The organism is Haloarcula terrestris, from assembly GCF_031624315.1.
GTDB classification, from domain to species: domain Archaea; phylum Halobacteriota; class Halobacteria; order Halobacteriales; family Haloarculaceae; genus Haloarcula; species Haloarcula terrestris.
Genome location: NZ_JAMQOM010000002.1, coordinates 118,951 through 140,681, shown reverse-complemented (window position 1 = coordinate 140,681; position 21,731 = coordinate 118,951). Strand labels below are relative to the sequence as shown.

The window sequence follows — 21,731 nt, the reverse complement described above, 5'->3', positions numbered from 1 at the left end:
CCAGAATTTCGAGTGGGGACCAGACCATCTGGTTCGATACTGGGGATACGCAAGATAACCGTACCCTGCAATTGACGACGTAACTGCTATACTACCCCCAATCCACAGATCTCCGCGCTGTATACCAAAGACATAGCCAAGTACGGCACCGATTCCGATACCGACCAAAGCCGAGGACCAAGACTTCATGACAGACACAACAATTGGATGTGAGATAAATTATTCCTCTGTACTGACCGTTCTAGTATGGGTGTGACAACAATTCAATGAAGTTAGCTTAATCCTAAATCGGTTCAGCCGTCTGAGCGAAAGACACCAGTGCGTTCGTCTCCTAACACAGCCTAATGGCCCACACGCTGCTGGTCGCCGGGACGGCGAGCCACGTCGGCAAGTCGACCATCGCGGCCGGCCTCTGTCGCTATCTGGCCGACCGCGGCGTCTCGGTCGCGCCGTTCAAGGCCCAGAACATGAGCAACAACGCCCGGGCGACACCCGGGGGCGAGGTCGGCGTCTCGCAGTACGTCCAGGCCCGCGCGGCCGGCGTCGCGCCGTCGACCGACCACAATCCGGTGCTCCTGAAACCGCGGGGCGACGGCGAGTCACAGCTCATTCTGGACGGCGAGGCGGTCGGGCACTTCGAAGCCCGCGGGTACTACGACGAGCACTGGGGGGACGCCCTAGTGGCCGCTCGCGCGGCCCACGACCGACTCTCTCGGGCCCACGACATCATCGTTGCAGAGGGGGCTGGCTCGATTGCCGAAATCAACCTTCACGACCGCGATCTGGCGAACGTCGAGACGGCGCGCTTCGCCGACGCCGACGTGCTACTCGTCGCCGATATCGAACGCGGCGGTGTGTTCGCCTCGCTCGTCGGGACGCTCGAACTCGTTCCCGAGGACATCCGCGAGCAGGTGGCCGGCGCAGTTATCACGAAGTTCCGCGGCGACCGGTCGCTGCTGGACCCCGGCATCGAGGAGTTCGAGGACCAGACCGGCGTCCCTGTCCTCGGCGTGGTGCCGTACGACGATCCCGGCCTCCCCGAGGAGGACAGCGTCGCGCTACCACCGGTCGGCGAGTGGTCCGTCGTCGGCGGCGACGACGGCGTGCCCGACACCGAGAGCGTCACCGTCGCGGTCCCGCGGCTCCCGCGCATCTCGAATTTCACTGATTTGGAGCCGCTCGCCCGCGAACCCGGTGTCCGAGTCGCGTACGTTCCGCCTGACGCCACACTCGACGAGTTCGACGCGGTGGTCCTGCCGGGGAGCAAGAACACGGTCGACGACCTGCTGGCACTCACCGACGCGGGATTCGGCGACCGCCTCCGGTCGTTCGACGGCCCCATTATTGGCCTCTGTGGCGGCTACCAGATGCTCGGCGAGGCGATCACGAACGCCGCAATCGAGGGGACCGGCGACGCGGACCGCGTCGAGGGCCTGGGACTGCTCCCGGTGACGACGGAGTTCAGCGAATCGAAGACGGTCGAACACGTCGAGCGGGACCTCAATGGTGTCGGGCCGCTCTCGGGGGCGAGCGGGACCGTCAAGGGCTACGAGATCCACATGGGCGACTCGACGCTGACTGGCGAGGCAGTCCGTCCCTTCGACGGCGGCGGGGCGGCGATGGACGACGTGCTGGGGACCTACCTGCATGACCTCTTCGTCAACGACACTGCGAGAGATGCCTTCGTGCGAAATGCGTTCGAAACATCCGGTATCGACCCCCAAGCGGAACATGTGCGAGACGACAGCGGCGATCCGTACGAACGAGCGGCGAATCTTATCACTGCCAACGTCGACCTCGAACCGCTTGTGCTTCCCGGGCTGTGACCTTTTGATACTACTAGCTATCCCGGAAATTTATATACGCTTAGTTCGCAATATTCTCCAATGGTCGAAGTGTTCGCGGTCGCCAGTGGGAAGGGCGGGACTGGCAAGACGACGAGCACCGTCGCCCTCGGGATGGCGCTTGCCGACCGCTACGACGTGACGGTCGTCGACGCCGACACAGGGATGGCGAACCTCCTCTTTCATGCGGGCCTCTCCGACGCCGAGACGACGCTGCACGATGTCCTGGCCGATGACGCACCCGTCGAAGCGGCCACCTACGACCGGTTCGGGCTGACGGTCGTTCCCTGTGGCACAAGTCTCGACGGCTTCAGAGACGCCGACCCGGCTCGGCTCCGGGACGTGGTTGCGACGCTTGCACAGGATACGGACATCATTCTCCTCGATTCGCCGCCGGCGCTTGACAGCCGGACCGCCGTGCTTCCGATCGTGTTGGCCGACCGCATCGTGGTCGTCCTTCAGCCCACGATTCCCGCCATCTCGGACGGGCTGAAGGTCCAGGAGTACGCGACGACCTACGACACGGACGTGGCCGGCCTCCTGTTCAACAAGGTCCGCGAGTCCGGGTCTATCGAGGAAGTCTCTGCGAAGACCGAGCGGTACTTCGACGGGCCGACGCTGGCGTCGGTCCCCGAAAGCGAGTGCGCCCGCGAGGCGCGTCGTGCCGGCCGACCGCTGCTTGCCCACGCGCCCGAGTGTGAGGCGGCGACGGCCTACCGGGCGGCCGCCGAGGGGCTTACGATACAGGACGGAACGGCCGCCGACGCCGCCGACCGGTTCCAGAGCGCTGTCATCCCCGAGTCACTATGAAGCTACCCCGCGGCCGACTCGACAAGTCCCGCGTCGTCACGGACCCGCGGGACTCGCTGGCCGACGTGCTCGACCGCAAACTGACCGGCTACGCCGTCTTCGAGTCCCAGGAGACGCTGCTCCTCGACGGTGAGGGCCGTGGCGTCATCACGTTCACCGACGGCGTGCCGGTGCTGGCCTACCACACCGGCACGGACCGCGGCGGCCCGCCGGCGCTCGCGGACCTCGCAATACCCGGCCCGTATCACGTCTCGCTGTACGCGCTCGACGCCGCCGACCTCGAATCAGCGCACGAAGCCGCCGACCTGCGGGTCCCGCCCGGAATGCCCGCCGAGCGACTGGGTGGAGACCCGGCACTGGCCGATAGCACGCGACGGGCGGCTTCCGACGAGCGGCTGTCACCGATGGGCAGCGACGACGACGCAGCGACGGCCGAAGCCGGAGCCACGGAGCGAAGTGCCGTCGAGGCGTTCCTCGACGACACGGAGAAAATTGCGGCTATCAAGGAACAGGCGCGCTCGGAGGCCCGCGAGCGCGCCCAGCAGTGGGAGTTCTGAGGTCCGCCCACGATGATATCGCCGGTGACGGACTCCCGCTGTCTCCGGGTGACGCCACACACCGACGCTATTGCCCTGTGGCGCTACGTGCGGTCACCTGTGTGACTCGTGAAACCCCGCGTCGGCCCAGTCGAGCCGCTACAGTGTGGCACACTGGATTCCACTCGAAAAACCGCCGTGCCAACTCACTCCGCTCGCACTGGGATCCACCACACCCGCGACCGCCCGCCGACCTTCTTGCTCGTGATGTCGGTTTCCGATTCGAGATCGTGGAGTTTGTTCAGTGCGGTCCGGCGCGAACAGCCGAGCCTGTCCGCGACTTCCGACGCTGTGAGTGGCTCCGCGTAATCGTTCCGGTGTTTGAACACCTCGATAACGTCCGATTCAGTGTACTGGATCTCCCGTCCAGGCGGAGACATACTTTTGTTAACGATTGCCACACACTTATACTGTCGGCAATTATTTCAGTCACTCTGATAGATAGGAAAACCGTCTGTGCATGGCAACGAATCGACGGCGACGGAACCGATGCTGTGCAGGGTGTTACAATCCCTGTAACATGTATTCACCTCGCGAACAGTTACAGCAAATAAGTATAGGCACTCACACGCAGTATCCTGTCTCGGGGATACGTAATCCCGCCCTCCAGTGAGTGCTGGAGCGCTGGCCAGTACTCCCTTCGGCCCTTCATACGATCGCCAGCGGGTTACTGCTGGGTTTCCTGTACCGATAGAACCGTCGCAAGCGGTTCCGAACGCGCTTTATACTGGTCAAACATCGCGTCGGCCCAGTTATAGACCGCCGTGGCGTCGGATTCGGCTATCGCCCGGACGTTGTTCCGGTCATCGTAGGCTGCCAGACAGACCCGCGAGCGGTCCAGCGCGAGGCCGATGTCGAGCGGGGTGTCGTGGACGTACGTGTCGATGTTCTCGTGTTCGACGCTTCGTTCCAGTGCGTCAGTGAAATCGGATTCGGACCGTTCGAGCACGTCGTGGTCGATGATGAAATCGATGTGCGTCCCCGATTCGAGCAACTCCAGGGCGGCATCGTTGAACACCGAGGTCACGATGGGCGAGATGGCCCGAACGTCGCCGTCGACCTCCCGTAGCCAGTCAGTGAAGCGATTGATCGCCGTCAGGGGATTCTGCTCGGAGCTTGTCGTGAGACAGTCGGGATCTAACAGGTCCGTCGGGAGATCCGTTGCGAGGGGACCGAGATGGGCGGCCAGCGGGCCGACCGCGCGAGCCCGCTCGACTTCGCTGAGAAGCGCCGTGTACCGGTCGAACACCCGCTCTCCGGTCACCGTGAGTTGGTACTCACCGTCCCGTTTGACGACCCACTGCCGGTCGGAAAAGCCCGCGAGTATCCGCTGGATCGTGGTCCGCGTCGCGTCCACCGAATCACACAGGTCGGTGGGCCGTGCCGGACGCTCCCGGAGCTGGGCCAGCACCGCGAACCGCTGGGGTGACCCGGTAAGGAACTGACAATCTTCGAACGCAGTGTCGTCCGGACCCTCCGTCATTGCACACGTCTGCGTGGGCAACCGTCTTAGCCTCTTTGCTGTTTGGCACCGTTGGTCGAGCAGTCAGGCCCTACTCGTCACCGAACGAGCCGAGACTGGTCTGAGCCCCGCCCGCTGTTTCGTCGTTCGACGCCTCCGTCTCGTGTTCCGCGGCGATACGCGCAGCGGCCTCGCGGCCGCCGGAGAAGGAAGCGCGGCGTGCGATGGTCGTCTCAGCAGCGCGTCGGCCGCATCGGCACGAACCGCCTCGTAGCGCCGACGGAACGCCTGTCTGGCCACGTCGTAGTCGACGACGGGGATACGCCTCGCAGATGTCGACTACGGCAACCGGCGTCAGCGGTGCGGGCGAGGGCAGCCGGCGGAAGGGCTATGCTAACCAGTGACGAATTGTTGACATGGGAAAGTCAGACAGTCCGGGCAATGCGGTCGTTGAATCGCTCGTCGAGGAGGGTGCAGTCGAGGACGCCGAGGCGTTCCGTACGGCTTTCGAATCGCGGTTTGGGGTCAATATCGAGGAGGCGGCCGAACTGGAGTCGTTGTTCGACGAGTACGCGGCGGAGTTGGAAGCCGTCCACGAGCGGTTCGCCGAAGAGTTGGCGGCGGTCGACTTCTTCGAGCGCTACGGGGCGGATCGTGCGGTGGCAGCCGAACTCCGTGCGCCGCCGCGGCCCGAGAGCGACGAACGGCCCATCAGCGACGCACCGGGTGGCAGCGGGACGGCACTGGCCACGCTGCGGGAGCTGCGTGCCCTCCACGAAGAGGATGTCCTGACGGACAACGAGTTCGAGTCGAAAAAGAAAGACATTCTCGACCGGATATAGGGGCGGGCGAACGTCCGGTCTCGCCGCCCGTCAGGCGTCGACTCGCCAGGTGACCTCAAGCGGCACGCCAAGAGGCGGCCGGGCTTGCGGGGAGGTGTACAGCTCCCAGGTGCCGAGGAACGGGCTGTCGTCGAGGTCATCCGTTGTGTCGTCGTCGTCGAGGAGCCCTGACCACCAGGCGGTCTCGGTTTCTTCGTCGTAGTTTGAGACCACTGCCGTGTGACCGGATGTATTCTTGACCTGCGTGACGTACGCGCGACTGCCGAAGAGTGCGAGGTCGATGCCGTGGTCACCGCCGAAGAGCTCGGGAGTGGTCGTCCGGAAGCGGTCGACCGGACCAGCTAACAGAGGCAATTGCACGCGGCCGACATACTCGAGCGTCAGGGTGCTCGTCACCTCCAGATAGTCTCGGACATCGACGCTGACGGTGGCCGTCGTCTGCCCGCCTTCGCCAGTCGCAGTGATCCGGTAGGTCCGGTCGGCCGAGGGCCGGAGCGACTGCCGACCGGACGGCCCCCGCACCGTCCCGACACCGTTGTTGATTTCCAGCCGGTCGGCGCCGGTCGACTGCCAGACGAGTTCCGTCCGGGAGCCGCGAACGATTGTTGCTGGGACCGCCGACAGCGAGACGGTCGGCGGATCGACGACAGCGACCCTCACTGAGGCGGTCCGCTCCTGGTCGTCGTAGCCGCGGGCAGTGAGTGTGTATAGAGTGGTCTCCTCGGGTCGCACGCCCGCTTCACCGGTCGGTGGACGCAGGCCGACGCCACTGGAGATCTCCACGGCGAGGGCCCGTTCGGTCTGCCAGGACAGGGTCGCAGTTTCCCCGACTGCGATCCGGTCGTCGTCCACGGTGAACGACGTTATCTCGGGCGGTGAAATGCCAACCCGGACGGAGGTTTGTCGCTCTCCAGCCGGGCCGGACCCGGTTAGCGTGAATGTGGTCGGGGAGTTGACAACAGCCTCGGCGACCCCTGAAGGCGGTCGGAGTGATCGGTCAACCGCCGTCGAGAGGGTGAGCCGGTCGGCGTTCGTCGAGTCGTACGTCAGTTCGACCGTCTCGCCCGGGTCGACTGCGGTCCGGTCGGCACGGAGGTCGACCGTCGGGTAGACGAGCAACTGGAACGTCGGGCCGACGTTGAAGCCCGACGATTTGACGAACGTCGAACCGAAGACCACCGCACCGGGCTGATCGAAGGCCACGCCGCCAGCCCCGCCGCGCCATCGGACATCGCAGGGGCCGTCGTACCTGGCGGTGAGGAACGCGTATCCCAGCGCGCTCCCGCTTTTCGACACCGAGTAGACGGCTTTGCCGGTGACGGGGTCGCCACGGGCGGTCCCTGAGGCCGATGCCCCGGATGCCCAAGTGACCCGCACCGTCACGTCGCTGGGATCAAACCCATCACAGGAGCCCACGACTTCAATGCCACCACCGACAGTCGTCCTGTTCAACTCCCGGAGACGGTCGGCGATTCGGTCGTACTCCCACCGGTATCGTCCCACGAACGGGAGGTCGACATCGATCCCGGTTCCGCTGCCACTGAGACTCATGGAAATTGTACGCTGACTGATGATATAGCCTTGCCGATAGTTCTCTGAACTGTCAGGACCCCGCCGTCCTGCCGCCCCGGCCGAAAGTGTACACCCCGGCCCTCGGGGATACCGTCGCCGTCCGAGCCTGTCTGTACCGCTGTCTTTCGACTCTCGGAACCACGTAGTTCGAGACCGGAGTTCGGTGACCAGCACAGGGGGGCTCCGATGTGGCGACCAGAAAGGTTACCCTGCGGGACTCGCGCTAGCCGATAATGGAATTCGAATCCACCCGCCGCCGTTTCATGCAACTCGCCGGGACGAGCGCGACAGTATCCCTCGCCGGCTGTAACGCCCTCCTGGGCGGAGACGAAGCAGATGAGGGGACCGGCCCGCAAAGCCAGCAAACCGCGGCCGCGGCTGCCGCGACAGTTACGGTTGCCATCGAACCGGATCAAGAGCAACTACAGGCACGACGGCAAGAGATTCGGTCCGAGTTTCAGGCTGGGAACCTCACACAAAGTGAGGCCCGGGCGGAATTACGCACTGCACAGGAGAGCCTTGCCGAAGACGCAATCAATTCTTTCGAGGAGCGCGCGACATCGGACTTCGGCCTCATCGTCGACGACTCTGTTCCCCGAGCGGGTGCGCTGCTTGTCACTGGCCCACCAGCCGGCCTCATTGACACCCTCTCGGTCGAGAGCGTCACCAGCCTGTTCCCGCAAGCAACGTTCGAACAGATCCGGTCGCGGGTCCGCACTGAAACGCCGGGTGGGACAGAGTGACATCGTCAGTGGTCCGCTGAGGGACGGTGCAAGCGTCGTTTTTGATTCGGCCGCTCACCGCGATGCTCGACCGCTGGGTTCCAGCACCACAGTGACAGTGGCTTCGCCGCGTTCGGTCGTCGTCGTTAGATCGACGCCGACAGCGAGCACGTGCGTGCGGCCGACACGGTCCTGAACGACGACGCCGCGGTCGGCGACACAGCCCCCGAACTGGCGGTCCGGACCGGATGGGCAGTTAGTGTCTCTCCACTGCTGTGCCGCGGTACCGTTGTAGGTTATATTGTAATAGACACCGTCTTCGATTCGGGACGTTTCGAGCCGGTCGAGCTGTGGCCGCAATTCTGTGCGGACGGCCGTCACCGCCGCATCCCTCGCGGCCCAGGCATATTGGCTCGGAATCTGTGCGCTCTCCGTCGCGACAGCACGTTCCAGGACTCGGAGCGCGTCAGCCGAGGGGTCGTCATCGTAGTCAGCCGATGCGCGCACATCGTCGTGATAGCCCAGTTGTAGGGACGCGAAGAGAATCGGGACGAGTGCGACAGCGACGACAGTGGCCGCGACGAGGACCAGTTGCCCGCGCCGGGTCATGCGTACCACACGATAATTCGGACGCTGCCATGTCCCGTCGGTACAGTCGTGGTCCCGGTACTGACGCCGTTGGGTGTCGGGGTTCCGACGGCACCGTGTGGCGTCTCGACACGGAAGAGGACGTTCTCGGGCAGGATACGAGTGACTCGATCCGCAAGTGCGTCCCGTTCACGGTCGAATGCCGCCGGACTCGCAACGATTTCCTGGAGCCGCGTCGCCCCGTCGTGTCGCGGCGGATCGTTCGCGAGAACCGCCGCCGTATCGGAGGCGTACGCGTCGAGCTGTGGTCCCTGTCTGTCCGGCGCTGGCGTCCCCAGTGCGAACCCGAGTGCGACGCCGAGAATCAGCACCGTCCCGAGCGCAACCTCAACAAGTGACAGCGGGAGCTGGCCTCTACGCATCAACAGTCACCACCAGTGATTCCTTCGTTGACCGCGGGGCGTCGTAGCCGATGGTCACGTTTCCGGGTTGGACCGGGCCGGCTCGCTGGAAGCGTAACTCCGTCGTCTCATAGGGGACCAGCGAAACCTCGTAGCTGCCATCCAGCCCGCTCCGGTTGTGCAGGACGACCCGGTCGTTGGCGCGAACCGTCCAGACCGTGGTGCCAGCCGGCGGGTTGATTGTTACTGTGGCCTGTGCGCTCCGGCGAGGGAGCGTCACTGTGTCCGTCGTCGTCAGGTCGGGCGTCAGCGTCCGTGGTTCACGGGCTTCGACCACGACGAGTCGCGTGATTCGAGTCCCGCTGTGAACCGCTCCGGTGCGCACAATTTCCGTCTCGGCCAGCTCGACCGAGACAGCGTACTCGGTGGCCGGCGGCGCGCTCCGTTCGAGGGCCGACTGGTCGAAATCGTCCACCCGGGAACGATTGAGCACGTTGCTTCGGGCGGCCAGCGGGCCGTCAGCCGAGACGAGTCGATCAGCGATAGCGGCTGCGGCCCGTCGTTCGTCGGGCGTTCTATCCGCGCCGGCAATCGCAGTGTCGGCCATCGCAATCCCCAGTCCGGTGACGACAGTCAGCAAGACGAGCGCAATGCCCAGCGCCGGCAGCGATGTCTGGGCGCGCGCGATATGGTCAGGACAGCGACTCGTCCAGGTCATCGCTCCGCCTCCAGCGTCACCGTCACGTTCCCTCGCGTTCCGGAAACAGTGACCACCGTTGGACTGCCGCTCTGCCATTCGCCTTCGAGGGTATCTACTCTGTTGGGCAGTGCCAGCCGTGTTCGCCCATTGATTTCGGGATCGGGATGGTCAAGCACGAGGGCGTCGCCGTCGGACCGGATACTGTACCCTGCGCCGTCGATAGTGTCTGGCAGGGAGACCCGGACAGTCGCCGAGACGGCTCGGGCGTTCGGCGGGACGGCCTGTTCGACGCGGGCCGTCGCTTCAGCGAGCGTTCGGTCGCCGAGTTCCGCGCCGACAGCGGACTGATATGCCGGGACAGTGCCGCCGTACAGTGTCGTCGTCACCAGGCCGATATACAGCAGTACCAGCCCCATGCTCAGCAGTTTCTCGACGACCGTGCTGAGCGCGCGATTATCCATGGCCGACCTCCGTTCGCATGTCGTGGCGGACCAGATACAGCGTTCGTCGGCCGGGGAACGACGCCACGACGCTCTGGACGCCGTCGCCGTCGATGTCTCTGACTCGCGTCGTTGCACCGACCCGCTGGAAGTACTCGGCGAACGGACGGGGCGTCTCCGTCTCGATGGCGACGCTGTAGTTGTCGGCCGGGAGCCGCTCGCGCTCGTGGCTGACGTTTTGCCGGATACTGGCGGATACGCCGCCGGTTCCCGATACTGTTCCGCCGCTGGCGTTGACAAGCGGTGCGCCGACAATGACAGCCGTGTCGTCCCGCGTCGCCGTTACGGGCGGATCCGATTCGAGCCAGGCGTTCCCCTGGGTTCCACGGACGACGCTCCCACCGAGAAAGCGAACGCGGTTGTCGCCGGACTCGTACACCATCGCATCGATGGAGACCGTCCGCTGAACTCCGGAATCGTTGAGAACGCGCAGTTCCCGCTCCACCGTTGTCAGCCGTCCCTCCGTGAATCGGACGCGAGCGGTCTGATGGCCCGTCTGTTCCACCGGCCGGAACGCTGTCTCGAACGTGTTGGCGACGCGCGCTTCGTCGGCAGTTGCAGTGTGCCCGTCGACGACGTTCCCGACGACGGCTGTCAGCCCGCCGAGCGCGACGACGGTGAGGCCGAGCAACAGTACCACGCCGACCACGTGGGACTGAGCGTCGGTCTCGGGAATCAAATCAGACCAGCCCCCGCGAAGACGACGTAGGCGATGAGTACCAGTCCCGAGGAGTGCAATAGTGCTTCGTAGACCCCGCGACTCGCCGTGCCGGCGAACCAGCCACAGGCCAGCATCGTCGCCTGCGTCACGACGTAGAACCGGTGTCGCTCCCGAGCCGGCTTGATCGCGGTCGGGTCGAAAGCGATGTTCGCGCCGCCCGAGACGGCGGACAGTTGCGCGAAGCTATCGAGGACGTAGACGTTGACGGCGACCGTAATACCGATGACGAGCAGCGCTGTCGTCCAGCCCACGGCAACGTATACGAGCAGCGCCGAGCGGATGGATTTCCGTAAGTGATAGAGCTGCCCGATTTCCGTCTGTAGCGTTTCGAACACGTCCTCCGCATCGCTTCCCGTATCCAGCGCACCGACAACCAGCCCGATGGTCTGTTCGGCCATCGGCGTGCCGACACGGTCGACGAACTGATCCAGCGCGGCGGCCCGTCTATCGGCCGCGGAGTCGCCGGGGCTGTCGCCCAGCGAGAGCGTGAACGCGAGCGACTGGACATCGCTTGCGAGCGCGCCGAGGTCCACGTCGTCGGCGACGCGTCGGACCGCCTCGGGAAATGGCCGGCCCAGTGCGACGTGGCCGGCAACGGCGTGAACGAAGTCCTGAATCTCCCGGTCTTTCGCGTCGTCCGTTCTGGCCCGGCGGACCGTCACCACACCGACGGGGATGCCCACGGTGGCATACGAAAGCAGCGCGACGTTGACCGGGCGATAGCCCAGCGACCAGAGGCCGGCCGCGACAACGGCACCCAGCGGCACGCAGGCGACGAGCGCGCTGGCAGGGTTCGACGGGATTGAGGTGAGTATCGCGACGGGACTGTCCGGCAGGCTGTAGCTCGGGGCGGCCGTATTTCGTGGCCTGAGCGTGGCGACGACGAACGCAGCCAGCAGTCCGGCGGCCATGACGAAGGCCGCACTGCCGTAGACGACGATGGCGCGGACGGTCGTCTCGCCGAGCGGCGTCGAAACCGGTTCGGAGAGGCCAGGCGCGAGGATTCCCATCACTGTGACGATAAGCACCACGAGCGCGGGCAACACCAGCAACACGACGAACAGTTCGGCAAGCAGTTCGAGATAGCCGGTCGCGCGTTCGTGTTGGCGGCTCTGCTCATGTGAGAGGAGCCGACCCTCCATCTCCAGATAGCCCTCCAGCGCCTCAGCGCTCTGATTCGCGTGTTCGCGGAACTTCAGCAGGAACGGGGCAAGCAGGTCTCGCGAGGGCGTCTCGCTCGCGACCCGTTCGATACCCGTGTCGAGGCTGCCGGTTAGGATACCCTGATTGAGCGCGCGCCGGAAGGCGACGGCCGTCTCGCCGTAGGCGTCCTGTTCGGCGACAGCGCGTAGCATCTCGCGGCGGTCGTGCGTTCCGGAGGCGAGGACTCTGAGGTATCGGACTGCGCCGGGGAGCGTGGCCGCGATGTCCGCACTCCGCGCGCTCGCGACCCACGAGAGGTACCGGTTCCCGGCGAGGAACACGGCCCGTTTGAGCGCGAGTCCGGTGACCGCCGCGAGGGCAGCGGCCACGAGACCCCGCGGGACCTCTGGGAGCGCAAGCCGATTGATGACGGGAAGGCTCTGCTGGAGCACCGCGACGAACGAGTCGAAGGTCCCGGACGGGACGAACAGGGCCGTCGTCGCAGTACCGACGATACCGACGAAAAGCGCGAGCCACGACAGCCCGTACACTCTGGCAACGTAGACGCCGAATCCCGCGCTTGGATAGGCGGCTCGGTAGCGGTCCCGGGTGCTCGCGTGCCGGTCGTCCTCGGCGTGGTGGGCAAATAGGGCGTACAGGCCCCGGTCAAGCAAGCCGAGAGTTCCGCCCCCCTCAGTCGTCACCCGTACTGACCTCCAGTTGCGGGTCGTCGGGCGTCCCGGCCTGCCGCCGCAGTCGCTCGACGGTTGCCGCCTCGTTCGTCTCCAGGTCGGCGAGGACGCCGAACAGTTCGTCGAAGTCGGTCACCCCCTCTTGGACGAGGTACTGGACGTAGCGGTGACGGCGGTGGAACGCGTCCTCGACGGCCGACACTGGCTCGTCCCGGAGGACCGACAATCGGTCGAGGATGCCGGTGTCAACCCGACGCTGGTCGTCGCCGAACTGCGGGTGGTCGTAGGCGAGTTCGAAGCTTCCATCTGGTCGCCGCCAGCAGACGCTGTTCCAGTGGATGGTCGTCCCGTCCTTGTGTATTGTCCCGCTCCGGTCGCTCCCGCTCTCGACGACGGACGGGTCGTCAACGAACTCGACCACGTCGCCGACGTACCGGTCTCCGCCGACGTGGCGGGGGAACACGACGAGGTCGATCTCTTTGAGTAGGTAGGTCGGCAAGCCCTTCTCGATGACGCGATTGACCAGCGATTCGATGTCGTCGGCGTGAGTGGTACCGATCACGCCATGGCCAGTATTCAACGTTTCAGCGAACGTTTCGAAGGACGCAGCCGTGTTGATTTCCGCGATGACCTCGACATCCGGATTCAGGTAGTTGCACTGAGTCATCAGATCGGCCATCGTCACCCGGCGGTGATCCCGCTCGTGCTCTCGCGTCGTGAGCGAGACACCGGTCTCGTGGGGAATCCGGACTTCGCGTGACCCTTCGTCTATGCTGATGGGTCGATCCCGGTACGGAATAAACGGCATATGCGCGTTCATCAGCGTGGTCTTGCCGGCCCCGGTCGGTCCGGAGAAGAGAACGACGCCGTGAGATTCATACAGGAGCCACAGCAGCGCAACCAGTTCCGTTGGGAGCGAGTCCCGCTGCACCAGATCGACGGGTGTCATCGCATCGGCGGACTGCTTCCGGATGGAGATGTGTGGCCCGCCCTCGCTGATAGTCGGCAGGGCGACGGCACAGCGGATGGTGTCGTCAGCGTCGTGGAGACCGTCGCCGTCGGGGTCGATGTTGACCTTCGCGCTCGGGTTCGACGCGTTGAGTTCGACGCCGTCGTCGGCCGCGAGTTGCGTGACGACGTTGACGAACGCCGCTTCCGAATCAAAAGCGAGGTTCGTTGGCACGCGGCCGTCGTGGCCGAGGTCAGCACGTGGCAGCACTTTCACGCGCTCGTCGACGCGGTTGGCCTCGATGTCCTCCAGCGTGTGGTCTCGGATCGGCACCGTGAGTTTCCCGTAGCCGACGAGATCCCGAAGCACGTAGTACAGCAGATCGTCGAGCCGGTCGTCGGCAAAGCGATGATCGACCGGCGGGACGGCCAGATCGAGTTCGGCCAGCGCCGACCGGACCCGGTAGCGGGCGGCGTCGACCCACTCGGTCGTGTTGCGGACAGTCAGCTGTCGGGCCAGTAGCGAGCGCGCACGCTCCCGGACGAAGTCCACCCGGTCGTCGACCACGCCGGTGACCCCGGTCTCCCAGACACGCTCCTTGCACACCTCGATGAGCTGTTCGTCGCCGGGGAGCAGGTCCGGCTCCCGAACGGCGTACTTCGTCGTAAACGGGTCGGCACCGAGCAAGTGCTCGCGGTAGACGACGACCGGGATCTCGAAGCCCTGAAACCGGACCGTGTGGCGTTCGACGCGCTCGCTCGCGAAGCGGTTGAGATATTCGGGGTCCGACCCCAGATCGGTTTCTGCTGGGGCGTAGTCGTTGGTGTGGACGACCACGCCGTCATCGGTCACGTCGGCCACGTCGATGCGGGAATCAAGCGCATACGGAGTCAGCTCGGCGAAACACGCCAGCGACGAGAGCGCATGGTATTCGATACGGCGTCGGCTCGCCGGTGACGCGTCGATCAGTCGGTCAATGACCCGTCGGTGTTTCGCGTCGAACCCCCCGTTCATCCGCTCGACGGCCCCCTCGCGAGTTCGCGGACGTTCGATGTTCGCACCGGCGAAATGGGACTCGACAGTCGACAGCGCGTCGGCCTCGGCTGTCGACAGCACCGGATTGCGGACAGTGTACCGGAACCCGCTTCCTTCCCGGCGGACGGTCACGATGACGCCAGGATACACCTCGTCCTGCTCGCGAACGGCCGGCGCGTACCAGGCATCGGTGTCGTCCGGTGGCGTCGGCGCGGGAACCACCGGGGCGATCTCCGTGTCGGCCTGTGCGGTCATAGACGGATTTAGACCACCGATTCTACTTAAAGTTGTAGACTTAGTTTTGTGAAAATATAATAGAATATAATGCGCCGTTACCGACGGTTGGAGTGGAAGGAGGGGTCGTGCCCTCGTAGGATCCGGCACAGAGCACCGACAGGCGAAGTCGGCTGAGAGGGTCACAGAGTACCCAAAACGACACCCCAGGACCGGTACGCCAACAGGTGTGTGTTTTCGATATATGCACCAGAATTATCAAAACAGTACCGACCAACCAGTTACCTGAATGAAACTAACGCAGTCGATGACGAGCGACGACAGTCCAGCGTCGACACCCAGTTCACGACGGCGGTTCCTCAAGGGGACGCTCGGTGCAGCGGCGACCGCGGCGGCAGTTCCGAGCCTGAGCGGCGTCGCAGCGGCCCATTTCCCAACCGAGCTATCGATCGATATTCAGCCCGAAAACGCGGAAAACTTCATCGACCTTGGCGACCACGACACCGTCGCGGTCGCGGTCCAGCAGTCCGAGTTCGTCAACAGCGACGGTGACAGCGAGACGTTCGACCCCACAGAGCGGGCCATCCGCTATCGGTTCGGGTCGCGGCTTGCACTCGAAGACGGGGAGGGCGCACGCCCGGTCGACGACGGCGAGGTCAGGCAACCCGAAGACAGTGGCGAGGACAGCCACGAGTCGCTGGTGCTTCAGTTCCCCGTCGAGGAGACGGGTCTCGACGGCGGGGAGGAGACAGCGTGGCTCTACTGGGAGCGCGACGAGTCCGGCGACCACGGCTACGCCGGCTTCGATTCCGTCAGGGTGTACGGTGGCGACCCTTCAGGCCGCACGCTGATCGAGCAGTTACAGCAGGTGCTGGAGAGCGACACAGCGAACGGCACTGGTTCTGACTAACTGTCTCGAAGCTGTTCGGAACCGGAACCGAGAGAGCAGAGTAGCTTCGCTCAGTTTTGACCCACACCAAACTTGGTGGCGGGAACCACAACCGACGGATGCCGATGCGCGAAACGGACTTCCGTCGGTCGCCCGTCCGTCCAAGTATGACGTTACCTATCGATCCGACCGAAGTCGACCCCGAGGATATCGGGGAGAAGCGCGCAACCCTGGAAATGGCCCACGAGGACGCTATCGAGCACGTCCGCGAGGCCTTCGCCGAGGCGGGGTTTGGCTTCCCGTCGGAGTTCTCGCCGTCGGCGCTGCTCAACGAGAAGGTCGATGCGGACCGGGACCCCTACTACGTCCTCGGGGCGTGCAATCCGGCTATTGCGGACGAGGTGCTGGACCACTCCGAGAACCGCATCGGCGCGCTGTTTCCCTGTAACGTCGTCATCTGGGAGGAATCGCCGGGCGTCCAGACAGTGTACCACGTCAGCATCATGCGCATCGCGCAACTGACGGGGTTGGCCCCCGACAACGAAGCGATGGCCGATGTCGTCGAGCGGACCGGCGAGATGGTTGAGGAAGCGTACGCGAACCTGTAGCGTAACAGCGCGGACGGGCAGCGACGAACGGTCGATATTTGCTATTGTCGACGCGGGTTCTCTGCTGCACTATGATGGTGTCACGTTCACGAGAAGCTGCGTTCAGCTAATCTGAAGTGAATCGGCTGGCAGGTGGGTCTGCGGATACAGGACTCGGCCACCGTCGAAATCACGCTTTCATTCGTGGACCGACTACGCAGTCGAGATGCGAACTAGAATAGCAAGAAAGATGCCCAGGAACCGCCGAAAGGTTGCTCTTACGCACGTTTATACGCTATTGTATAGTTCTCTCCCGTATGGATCCAATCGATTTTCTCCAGAACGGGACAGTCAGCGTATCGGACGACACATACGCAGTCTGCCGGACCGATCACAATCACCCCGGTGCATTTGCTACTATCCAAGACGAGACGGAAACCACGGTGGTCGTCGATCAGGATACCGTCGATACGGTCGATGCCAGTGAGATTGAGTCCGGGTGGAAGCGACTGACATTCGAGATGGACCTCCCATTTGAACTCGTTGGGTTTCTGGCGGCGGTTGCGTCAGCCCTTGCCGAAGTAGATGTTTCGGTGTTCGTCATCTCTACGTACTCAACCGATCATGTGTTCGTCAAGGAAGACGAACTTGATACTGCTGTCCTGCAACTCGAAGATCTGGGATGTACCGTCACCGACTGATGGCGGTTGACAGAGAGAGTTACGATAGCTGTCGACCAAACCGATTCTCCGTCATGACAGTTTCTGCACGACAGCAAAGCCGCGTCGCTCACTGTTGTTATATAACGGGATGAATGGTGTGGCGGCGAACCGGATTTCCCAGAGGCTCGCGCACTCCAGTACTCCCCGGAACGCTGGTGGGCTTATCTTCCGTGTTCGGGATGGGTACGGGAGGCAACCCCACCGCTGTGGCCGCCTATACAGTGTCCAATTCGGGCATCAATATAAACGTAGCTACTTGGAGCCGGGGACTCCGAAGAACCAGTCCGAGAGATCTGGTGGTCGTACAGACGTGGAGAACGTACAGCTGTCCGTCTCAGAACGTAACCTGTTCCAGCAGCCGGCGCATGAACCCCGGTTTGCTCGATTCGTGGGGGTATGCGGTGATGGTCGTACAGCCCGGACTCGGGAAGGTTGGTCGGTCGTCGAACAACGCCGCCTGCAGCCGGTGGTCGGTCCCGCGACGTACGAGCAGGTCCGGCTGGGACGGTTGCCCGCCGTCGGATCTCGCCGATTCGGCCTGAACCGGGACCGAGAGTATCTCCGAAAGCTCGGACTGATAGTCGTCTATCGTCTGTCTGTGCTCGTCCGTGCTCCCGGTTGACGTGGGATACCAGAGCGAGAGGTCCCCACCGTTCGAACCTGCGATAGCTTCGGCGACATCGACCGCAAGGGGCGGATACGGGCCGCTATCCCCGGAGAGGACGACGTGTTCCGGGCGGTTGTATCCGAGATTGTCCACGAGCAACACGTCACAGGGAGCGTGTCGAACGACCCAGTCGATCGGGTCGCCAAACAGCTGTGACCGGAGACGGAGCGGTTCGTGTTCCGCGATAATGGAATCGACACCGCGGTTCCCGGCGAAGTTCACAATGGCGTGTTTCGTGTCGTGGCTGACGATCTCGTCCGCCTCGATGTCGACACCGAGTTCGGACGACAGCGCGTCCATTCGCGTCTCGAAGGAGATGTCCGACGAGGACTGCACAGTCGCACTCTCGGTGAGCGGGGCCTGGTCCGGGATCTCTTCGAACTGCACTGCGACCACGCGACCGTCGGCAGGCCGAACGATGTCAGCGGCTACCGCAACGAGCGAGCGCTCCCGGTCCTCGTCGCCGCCCTTGGTAAATGCGACGAGGACCTCTCGAGTATCCTCCCCGAGCGTCGTTTCAACTTCTGTGAGCGTCTCCCGGCCGACCTGTCGCCGAATCGCGTCCGTCGCTGCCCCCTCGCGACTGACCTTCGGTCGAACGTAGCCCAGATACCAGAGCACGCTGCCGACGATAATCACGACAGCCCCGAGCAGCGCGGTGGCCCCCATCTGCGTGAGAAGCAGGACGCCTGTGACGGCCCCGAATATCTGCATCCAGGGGTACAGCGGCGACGTGAACTCGGGCTCGTACTCCGCGCTCCCCTCGCGGAACGCGATGAGCGCGACGTTGATGAGCGCAAACACCATTATCTGGAACGCGCTGGCCAGTTTCGCGATGTCGAGAATCGGGACGAAGGCGATGAGTGCGAGCAGTACGATACCGGTGAGGGTAATCGACGTGACCGGCGTTCCGAACCGCTCGTTGACAGTCGAAAGCGAGGGTGGTGCGAGCTGGTCCCGGCTCATCGCGAAGGGGTACCGCGACGACGAGAGGATACCGGCGTTGGCCGTCGAGATGAGTGCGAGGATGGCCGCCAGGATGATGGCAATGACGCCGGCCCGGCCGAGCGTCGCCTCCGCGGCGACGGCGACGGGTGTCAACGATCCGGCAACGCTACCGGGGTCTGTCACCCCGACTAACACGGCCACGATAGCCACGTACAACACTGTCGTGAACGCGAGCGAACCGAGGATACCGAGCGGGATGTTCCGGCCGGGGTCCTCGACCTCTTCGGCCACGCTCGCGACCTTGGTCACACCGGCATACGAGACGAACACGAGCCCGGTCGCGGCCAGGAGGCCACCGAGGCCGGCGTCGAAGAAGTCGACGTAATTCGCGGTCTGGACGCTGGGTGCGCTTCCGGCGGCGAACCAGCCAAGCGCCGCGAGCATGACGACGACGATAGCGACCTGTAGCCGCCCGGTCTGTTTCGCGCCGACGACGTTCACCAGAATGAGAACCGCTGCGAGGCCCAGCGCGACCGGTTTCAGCGGGAGGTCAAACAGTAACAGCAGGTAGGGCACGCCCCCGACAAGCGCAAGCGCGCCTTTGAACGACAGGGAAAACCACGTCCCGACACCGGCGATTGTCCCGAGCAGCGGTCCCATCCCACGTTCGATGTAAATATACGTTCCACCGGCTTCCGGCATCGCGGTCGCCATCTCCGACTTCGAGAGGGCGGCCGGGACCACGAGCAGGCCGGCGAGACCGTACGCCACGATGACGGCGGGGCCGGCGATTTCGAGTGCGAGCGCCGGCAGAATGAAGATGCCGCTGCCGATCATCGCACCGATGCTGATAGCCAGAACCGACGGCAGTCCGAGGTCGCGTTCGAGTTCCTTCATCGGTGCGACCGGAGGTCTCGGACGGGGCGGGTGGCGATCACATCGGGTTCGATCCAACCTCGACAGTGTGGTCGAATCAGTCTGACCATTGAATTGCTAGGGTTTCTATCTCGGAAGTGTATAAACTAGGCGTTCTGATTGACGGTTCGTCAAAATATAGCCCTATATTACACAAACTGTCATCTATAATCTGCTCTGATCGAGAACTTCGCGTACAGAAATCGACACTCGCTTCGCGGGAAACGGCTGGTTCCAGCCGTGAGGACGGTCGGCTGCGTTCTCGCGAGGGACAAGACTAATGCGTCCTGGCCCACCGAAACAGACAACCAATGAAGGATAGCGAACTCGATTCGATAGACAAACACATTCTCTATTATCTCCAGCAGGACGCCAGAGGGACATCCTCAAGCGATATCGCGGAAGAGCTCGATCTCTCGTCGAGTACTGTTCGGACTCGTCTGAATAAACTCGAAGAGAGCGGCATCGTTCGCGGCTATCACATCGATATCGACTACGAGCTCGCGGGGTATCCGTTGTATACGAAAATCATCTGTACGGCCCCGGTCTCACAGCGCGATGCCTTCGCAAACGAGGCGCGGAAGATAAGCGGTGTCACGGCAGTTCGAGAGGTGATGACCGGGAAGCGAAACGTCTACGTGAACGCCATCGGGCGCGACCACGACGACCTCAACCGGATCAGCGAAGAACTTGATGCGCTGGGCCTGGATGTCGTCGACGAACAGCTCATCCGGGACGAGTACGTCTGTCCCTTCCACGGCTTTCTCGGTCCAGAAGAGCGTGCAGCGCCGCCCGCCGAAAACGACAGCTGAATCCCCGGAGCGCTCGGACTCCGGAGACGGCAGCTGTGACCAGTATGGTGTCTTCGACAACCCAAGACCGACAGTCGCCAAGCTCCTGACACCGGTAGAATATTACGTCATTTCGCCTAACATTTAGCATGGCGATCCAGACAGATGTTCTCGTCGTCGGCGGTGGTGCGACCGGTGCCGGCGTCGCCCGTGATCTCGCGCTCCGCGGTGTCGACGTGACGCTGGTCGAACGCGACGGGCTGACCAGCGGGACCTCCGGTCGCTCGCACGGACTGCTCCACAGCGGTGCCCGCTACGCCGAAGCTGATCGGGTCGGTGCCGAGGAGTGCATCGCCGAGAACCGGATACTCAAGGAGATCGCCGGGGCCTGCATCCGCGATACCGGCGGTCTGTTCGTCCAACTCAGCGACGACGATCCCGACTACTTCGAGGCGAAGCGGGCGGCCTGTGAGGAGGTGGGGATTCCCGTGGAGACGCTGGACGCTGAGGAAGCACGCGAACGAGTGCCCGATCTCGCGGCAGAGACCGAGCGCGCATTCGAAGTCCCGGACGCAGTCATCTATCCGTCGCGGCTCGTCGCCGCCAACGCCGCCGACGCCCGCGACCACGGCGCAGCGATACACCCACACGCGCCCGTCGAGGACGTACTCGTCAACGACGGCGAAGTGACCGGCGTGCAGGTCGGCGGCGCGGTCGATGACACCATCGCGGCCGACTATGTCGTCAACGCGACGGGGGCCTGGGCGGGCGAGTTCGCCGCGATGGCCGGCCTCGACGTGGAGATGCGACCGACGCGTGGCGTGATGGTCTCCGTCGAGTACGACGCCCTCGGCCCGGTGCTGAACCGCTGTCGGGACCCCGACGACGGCGATATCGTCGTGCCACACGAGCGCGAGGCCGTTCTCGGGACGACGAGCGTGCCCGTCCGCGATCCCGACGAGTACGAGACAGAACAGTGGGAGATCGACCGGAGTATCGAGGAGTGTGCGGCGATGCTCCCGCCCGTGGCAGACGCACCGGAAGTCCGGACCTGGTGGGGTGTCCGACCGCTGTACGCGCCCGACGAGGACGAGCGGGGCGGCCGCGGCATCTCGCGGGGCTTTTTCCTGCTCGACCACGCCGACGACGGCGTCGACAACGTGGCGAGCATCGTCGGCGGCAAGCTGACGACCTACCGGCAGATGGCCGAGGCGACGGCCGACCTCGTCTGTGACGGCCTCGGCGTCGATGCGGACTGTCGGACTGCGGACCGAAGGCTCCCGAGCGTCGACGACCCCGCGCAACTCGATTCGCTCGTGGCCGAGTTCGACGGCCAGGGGCCGACTGACGAAGACGTGGTCGGAGCCGAGTGAGTCCAGACGAACGGAGCGGATATCGGCT

The 21,731-nt window shown here is 64.1% G+C and carries 21 protein-coding genes and 1 rRNA gene; 10 read left to right on the top strand and 12 right to left on the bottom strand.

Annotation, left to right across the window (positions count from 1 at the left end):
• The first annotated feature begins 344 nt into the window (after window positions 1-344).
• The 3 genes from NDI54_RS04525 to NDI54_RS04515 are packed head-to-tail and all read left to right on the top strand — an operon-like array spanning window position 345 to window position 3,211.
• A complete protein-coding gene (locus NDI54_RS04525) occupies window positions 345-1,826 on the top strand; it encodes a cobyric acid synthase (RefSeq protein WP_310895287.1) in 1,482 nt (493 codons plus the stop codon).
• Window positions 1,827-1,886: 60 nt separating this feature from the next.
• Window positions 1,887-2,654, top strand: coding sequence for a nucleotide-binding protein (locus NDI54_RS04520; protein WP_310895286.1), 768 nt, complete (start codon window positions 1,887-1,889; stop codon window positions 2,652-2,654).
• Window positions 2,651-3,211 (top strand): hypothetical protein, encoded by a 561-nt coding sequence (locus tag NDI54_RS04515; RefSeq protein ID WP_310895285.1) that lies wholly within the window; start codon window positions 2,651-2,653, stop codon window positions 3,209-3,211. The genes NDI54_RS04520 and NDI54_RS04515 overlap by 4 nt, the downstream gene beginning before the upstream one ends.
• A 185-nt stretch (window positions 3,212-3,396) precedes the next feature.
• Here the strand turns inward: NDI54_RS04515 and NDI54_RS04510 are convergent, their stop codons facing one another.
• Entirely contained in the window at window positions 3,397-3,630 is a 234-nt protein-coding gene (locus NDI54_RS04510; protein WP_137683932.1) for an HTH domain-containing protein, read from the bottom strand.
• A 287-nt stretch (window positions 3,631-3,917) separates the two neighbouring features.
• Window positions 3,918-4,733: a helix-turn-helix transcriptional regulator gene (locus NDI54_RS04505; protein ID WP_310895284.1), complete on the bottom strand. Its 816-nt coding sequence runs from the start codon at window positions 4,731-4,733 to the stop codon at window positions 3,918-3,920.
• A gap of 395 nt (window positions 4,734-5,128) precedes the next feature.
• Between NDI54_RS04505 and NDI54_RS04500 the strand changes: the two genes are divergently transcribed.
• Window positions 5,129-5,554 (top strand): hypothetical protein, encoded by a 426-nt coding sequence (locus tag NDI54_RS04500; RefSeq protein WP_310895283.1) that lies wholly within the window; start codon window positions 5,129-5,131, stop codon window positions 5,552-5,554.
• Window positions 5,555-5,584: 30 nt separating this feature from the next.
• On the opposite strand, the gene NDI54_RS04495 is transcribed toward NDI54_RS04500, so the two are convergent.
• Window positions 5,585-7,105 (bottom strand): hypothetical protein, encoded by a 1,521-nt coding sequence (locus NDI54_RS04495; protein WP_310895282.1) that lies wholly within the window; start codon window positions 7,103-7,105, stop codon window positions 5,585-5,587.
• A 254-nt stretch (window positions 7,106-7,359) separates the two neighbouring features.
• Between NDI54_RS04495 and NDI54_RS04490 the strand changes: the two genes are divergently transcribed.
• Window positions 7,360-7,869, top strand: coding sequence for a hypothetical protein (locus NDI54_RS04490; protein WP_310895281.1), 510 nt, complete (start codon window positions 7,360-7,362; stop codon window positions 7,867-7,869).
• A gap of 54 nt (window positions 7,870-7,923) precedes the next feature.
• Here NDI54_RS04490 and NDI54_RS04485 read toward each other — a convergent pair whose 3' ends face one another.
• Genes NDI54_RS04485 through NDI54_RS04455 form a run of 7 tightly spaced genes read right to left on the bottom strand, consistent with a single transcriptional unit; the run spans window position 7,924 to window position 14,832 of the window.
• Window positions 7,924-8,457 carry a DUF7261 family protein gene (locus NDI54_RS04485; protein ID WP_310895280.1) on the bottom strand — a complete coding sequence of 178 codons (534 nt, stop codon included), beginning with the start codon at window positions 8,455-8,457 and terminating at the stop codon, window positions 7,924-7,926.
• Entirely contained in the window at window positions 8,454-8,858 is a 405-nt protein-coding gene (locus tag NDI54_RS04480) for a DUF7262 family protein (protein ID WP_310895279.1), read from the bottom strand. The genes NDI54_RS04485 and NDI54_RS04480 overlap by 4 nt, the downstream gene beginning before the upstream one ends.
• Window positions 8,851-9,555 carry a DUF7263 family protein gene (locus tag NDI54_RS04475; RefSeq protein WP_310895278.1) on the bottom strand — a complete coding sequence of 235 codons (705 nt, stop codon included), beginning with the start codon at window positions 9,553-9,555 and terminating at the stop codon, window positions 8,851-8,853. Before NDI54_RS04475 ends, NDI54_RS04480 begins: the two co-directional genes overlap by 8 nt.
• Window positions 9,552-9,998 carry a DUF7266 family protein gene (locus NDI54_RS04470; protein ID WP_310895277.1) on the bottom strand — a complete coding sequence of 149 codons (447 nt, stop codon included), beginning with the start codon at window positions 9,996-9,998 and terminating at the stop codon, window positions 9,552-9,554. Before NDI54_RS04470 ends, NDI54_RS04475 begins: the two co-directional genes overlap by 4 nt.
• Entirely contained in the window at window positions 9,991-10,716 is a 726-nt protein-coding gene (locus NDI54_RS04465) for a DUF7289 family protein (protein ID WP_310895276.1), read from the bottom strand. The genes NDI54_RS04470 and NDI54_RS04465 overlap by 8 nt, the downstream gene beginning before the upstream one ends.
• On the bottom strand, window positions 10,713-12,605 hold the full coding sequence (locus NDI54_RS04460; RefSeq protein WP_310895275.1) for a type II secretion system F family protein: 1,893 nt from the start codon (window positions 12,603-12,605) through the stop codon (window positions 10,713-10,715). The genes NDI54_RS04465 and NDI54_RS04460 overlap by 4 nt, the downstream gene beginning before the upstream one ends.
• The gene (locus NDI54_RS04455; RefSeq protein ID WP_310895274.1) at window positions 12,595-14,832 is read right to left on the bottom strand and encodes a type II/IV secretion system ATPase subunit; all 2,238 of its coding nucleotides are present in this window, start codon (window positions 14,830-14,832) and stop codon (window positions 12,595-12,597) included. The genes NDI54_RS04460 and NDI54_RS04455 overlap by 11 nt, the downstream gene beginning before the upstream one ends.
• Before the next feature lie 268 nt (window positions 14,833-15,100).
• Here NDI54_RS04455 and NDI54_RS04450 point away from each other — a divergent pair, with 268 nt between their 5' ends.
• The 3 genes from NDI54_RS04450 to NDI54_RS04440 all read left to right on the top strand — a co-directional run bounded on the left by NDI54_RS04450 (window position 15,101) and on the right by NDI54_RS04440 (window position 16,988).
• Window positions 15,101-15,721 carry a twin-arginine translocation signal domain-containing protein gene (locus NDI54_RS04450; protein ID WP_310895273.1) on the top strand — a complete coding sequence of 207 codons (621 nt, stop codon included), beginning with the start codon at window positions 15,101-15,103 and terminating at the stop codon, window positions 15,719-15,721.
• A 146-nt stretch (window positions 15,722-15,867) separates the two neighbouring features.
• Entirely contained in the window at window positions 15,868-16,308 is a 441-nt protein-coding gene (locus NDI54_RS04445; RefSeq protein ID WP_310895272.1) for a DUF302 domain-containing protein, read from the top strand.
• A 296-nt stretch (window positions 16,309-16,604) separates the two neighbouring features.
• Window positions 16,605-16,988, top strand: a complete 384-nt coding sequence (locus NDI54_RS04440) for an ACT domain-containing protein (protein WP_310895271.1) — start codon at window positions 16,605-16,607, stop codon at window positions 16,986-16,988.
• A gap of 116 nt (window positions 16,989-17,104) precedes the next feature.
• On the opposite strand, the gene rrf is transcribed toward NDI54_RS04440, so the two are convergent.
• Both rrf and NDI54_RS04430 read right to left on the bottom strand, forming a co-directional pair.
• Window positions 17,105-17,227: ribosomal RNA gene (gene rrf, locus NDI54_RS04435) — 5S ribosomal RNA — on the bottom strand.
• A 116-nt stretch (window positions 17,228-17,343) separates the two neighbouring features.
• Window positions 17,344-19,521 (bottom strand): amino acid permease, encoded by a 2,178-nt coding sequence (locus NDI54_RS04430; RefSeq protein WP_310895270.1) that lies wholly within the window; start codon window positions 19,519-19,521, stop codon window positions 17,344-17,346.
• Between the two features lie 329 nt (window positions 19,522-19,850).
• Between NDI54_RS04430 and NDI54_RS04425 the strand changes: the two genes are divergently transcribed.
• Window positions 19,851-20,351 (top strand): Lrp/AsnC family transcriptional regulator, encoded by a 501-nt coding sequence (locus NDI54_RS04425; RefSeq protein WP_310895269.1) that lies wholly within the window; start codon window positions 19,851-19,853, stop codon window positions 20,349-20,351.
• Window positions 20,352-20,479: 128 nt separating this feature from the next.
• Window positions 20,480-21,703, top strand: a complete 1,224-nt coding sequence (locus NDI54_RS04420) for an FAD-dependent oxidoreductase (RefSeq protein ID WP_310895268.1) — start codon at window positions 20,480-20,482, stop codon at window positions 21,701-21,703.
• Window positions 21,704-21,731 lie beyond the last annotated feature (28 nt).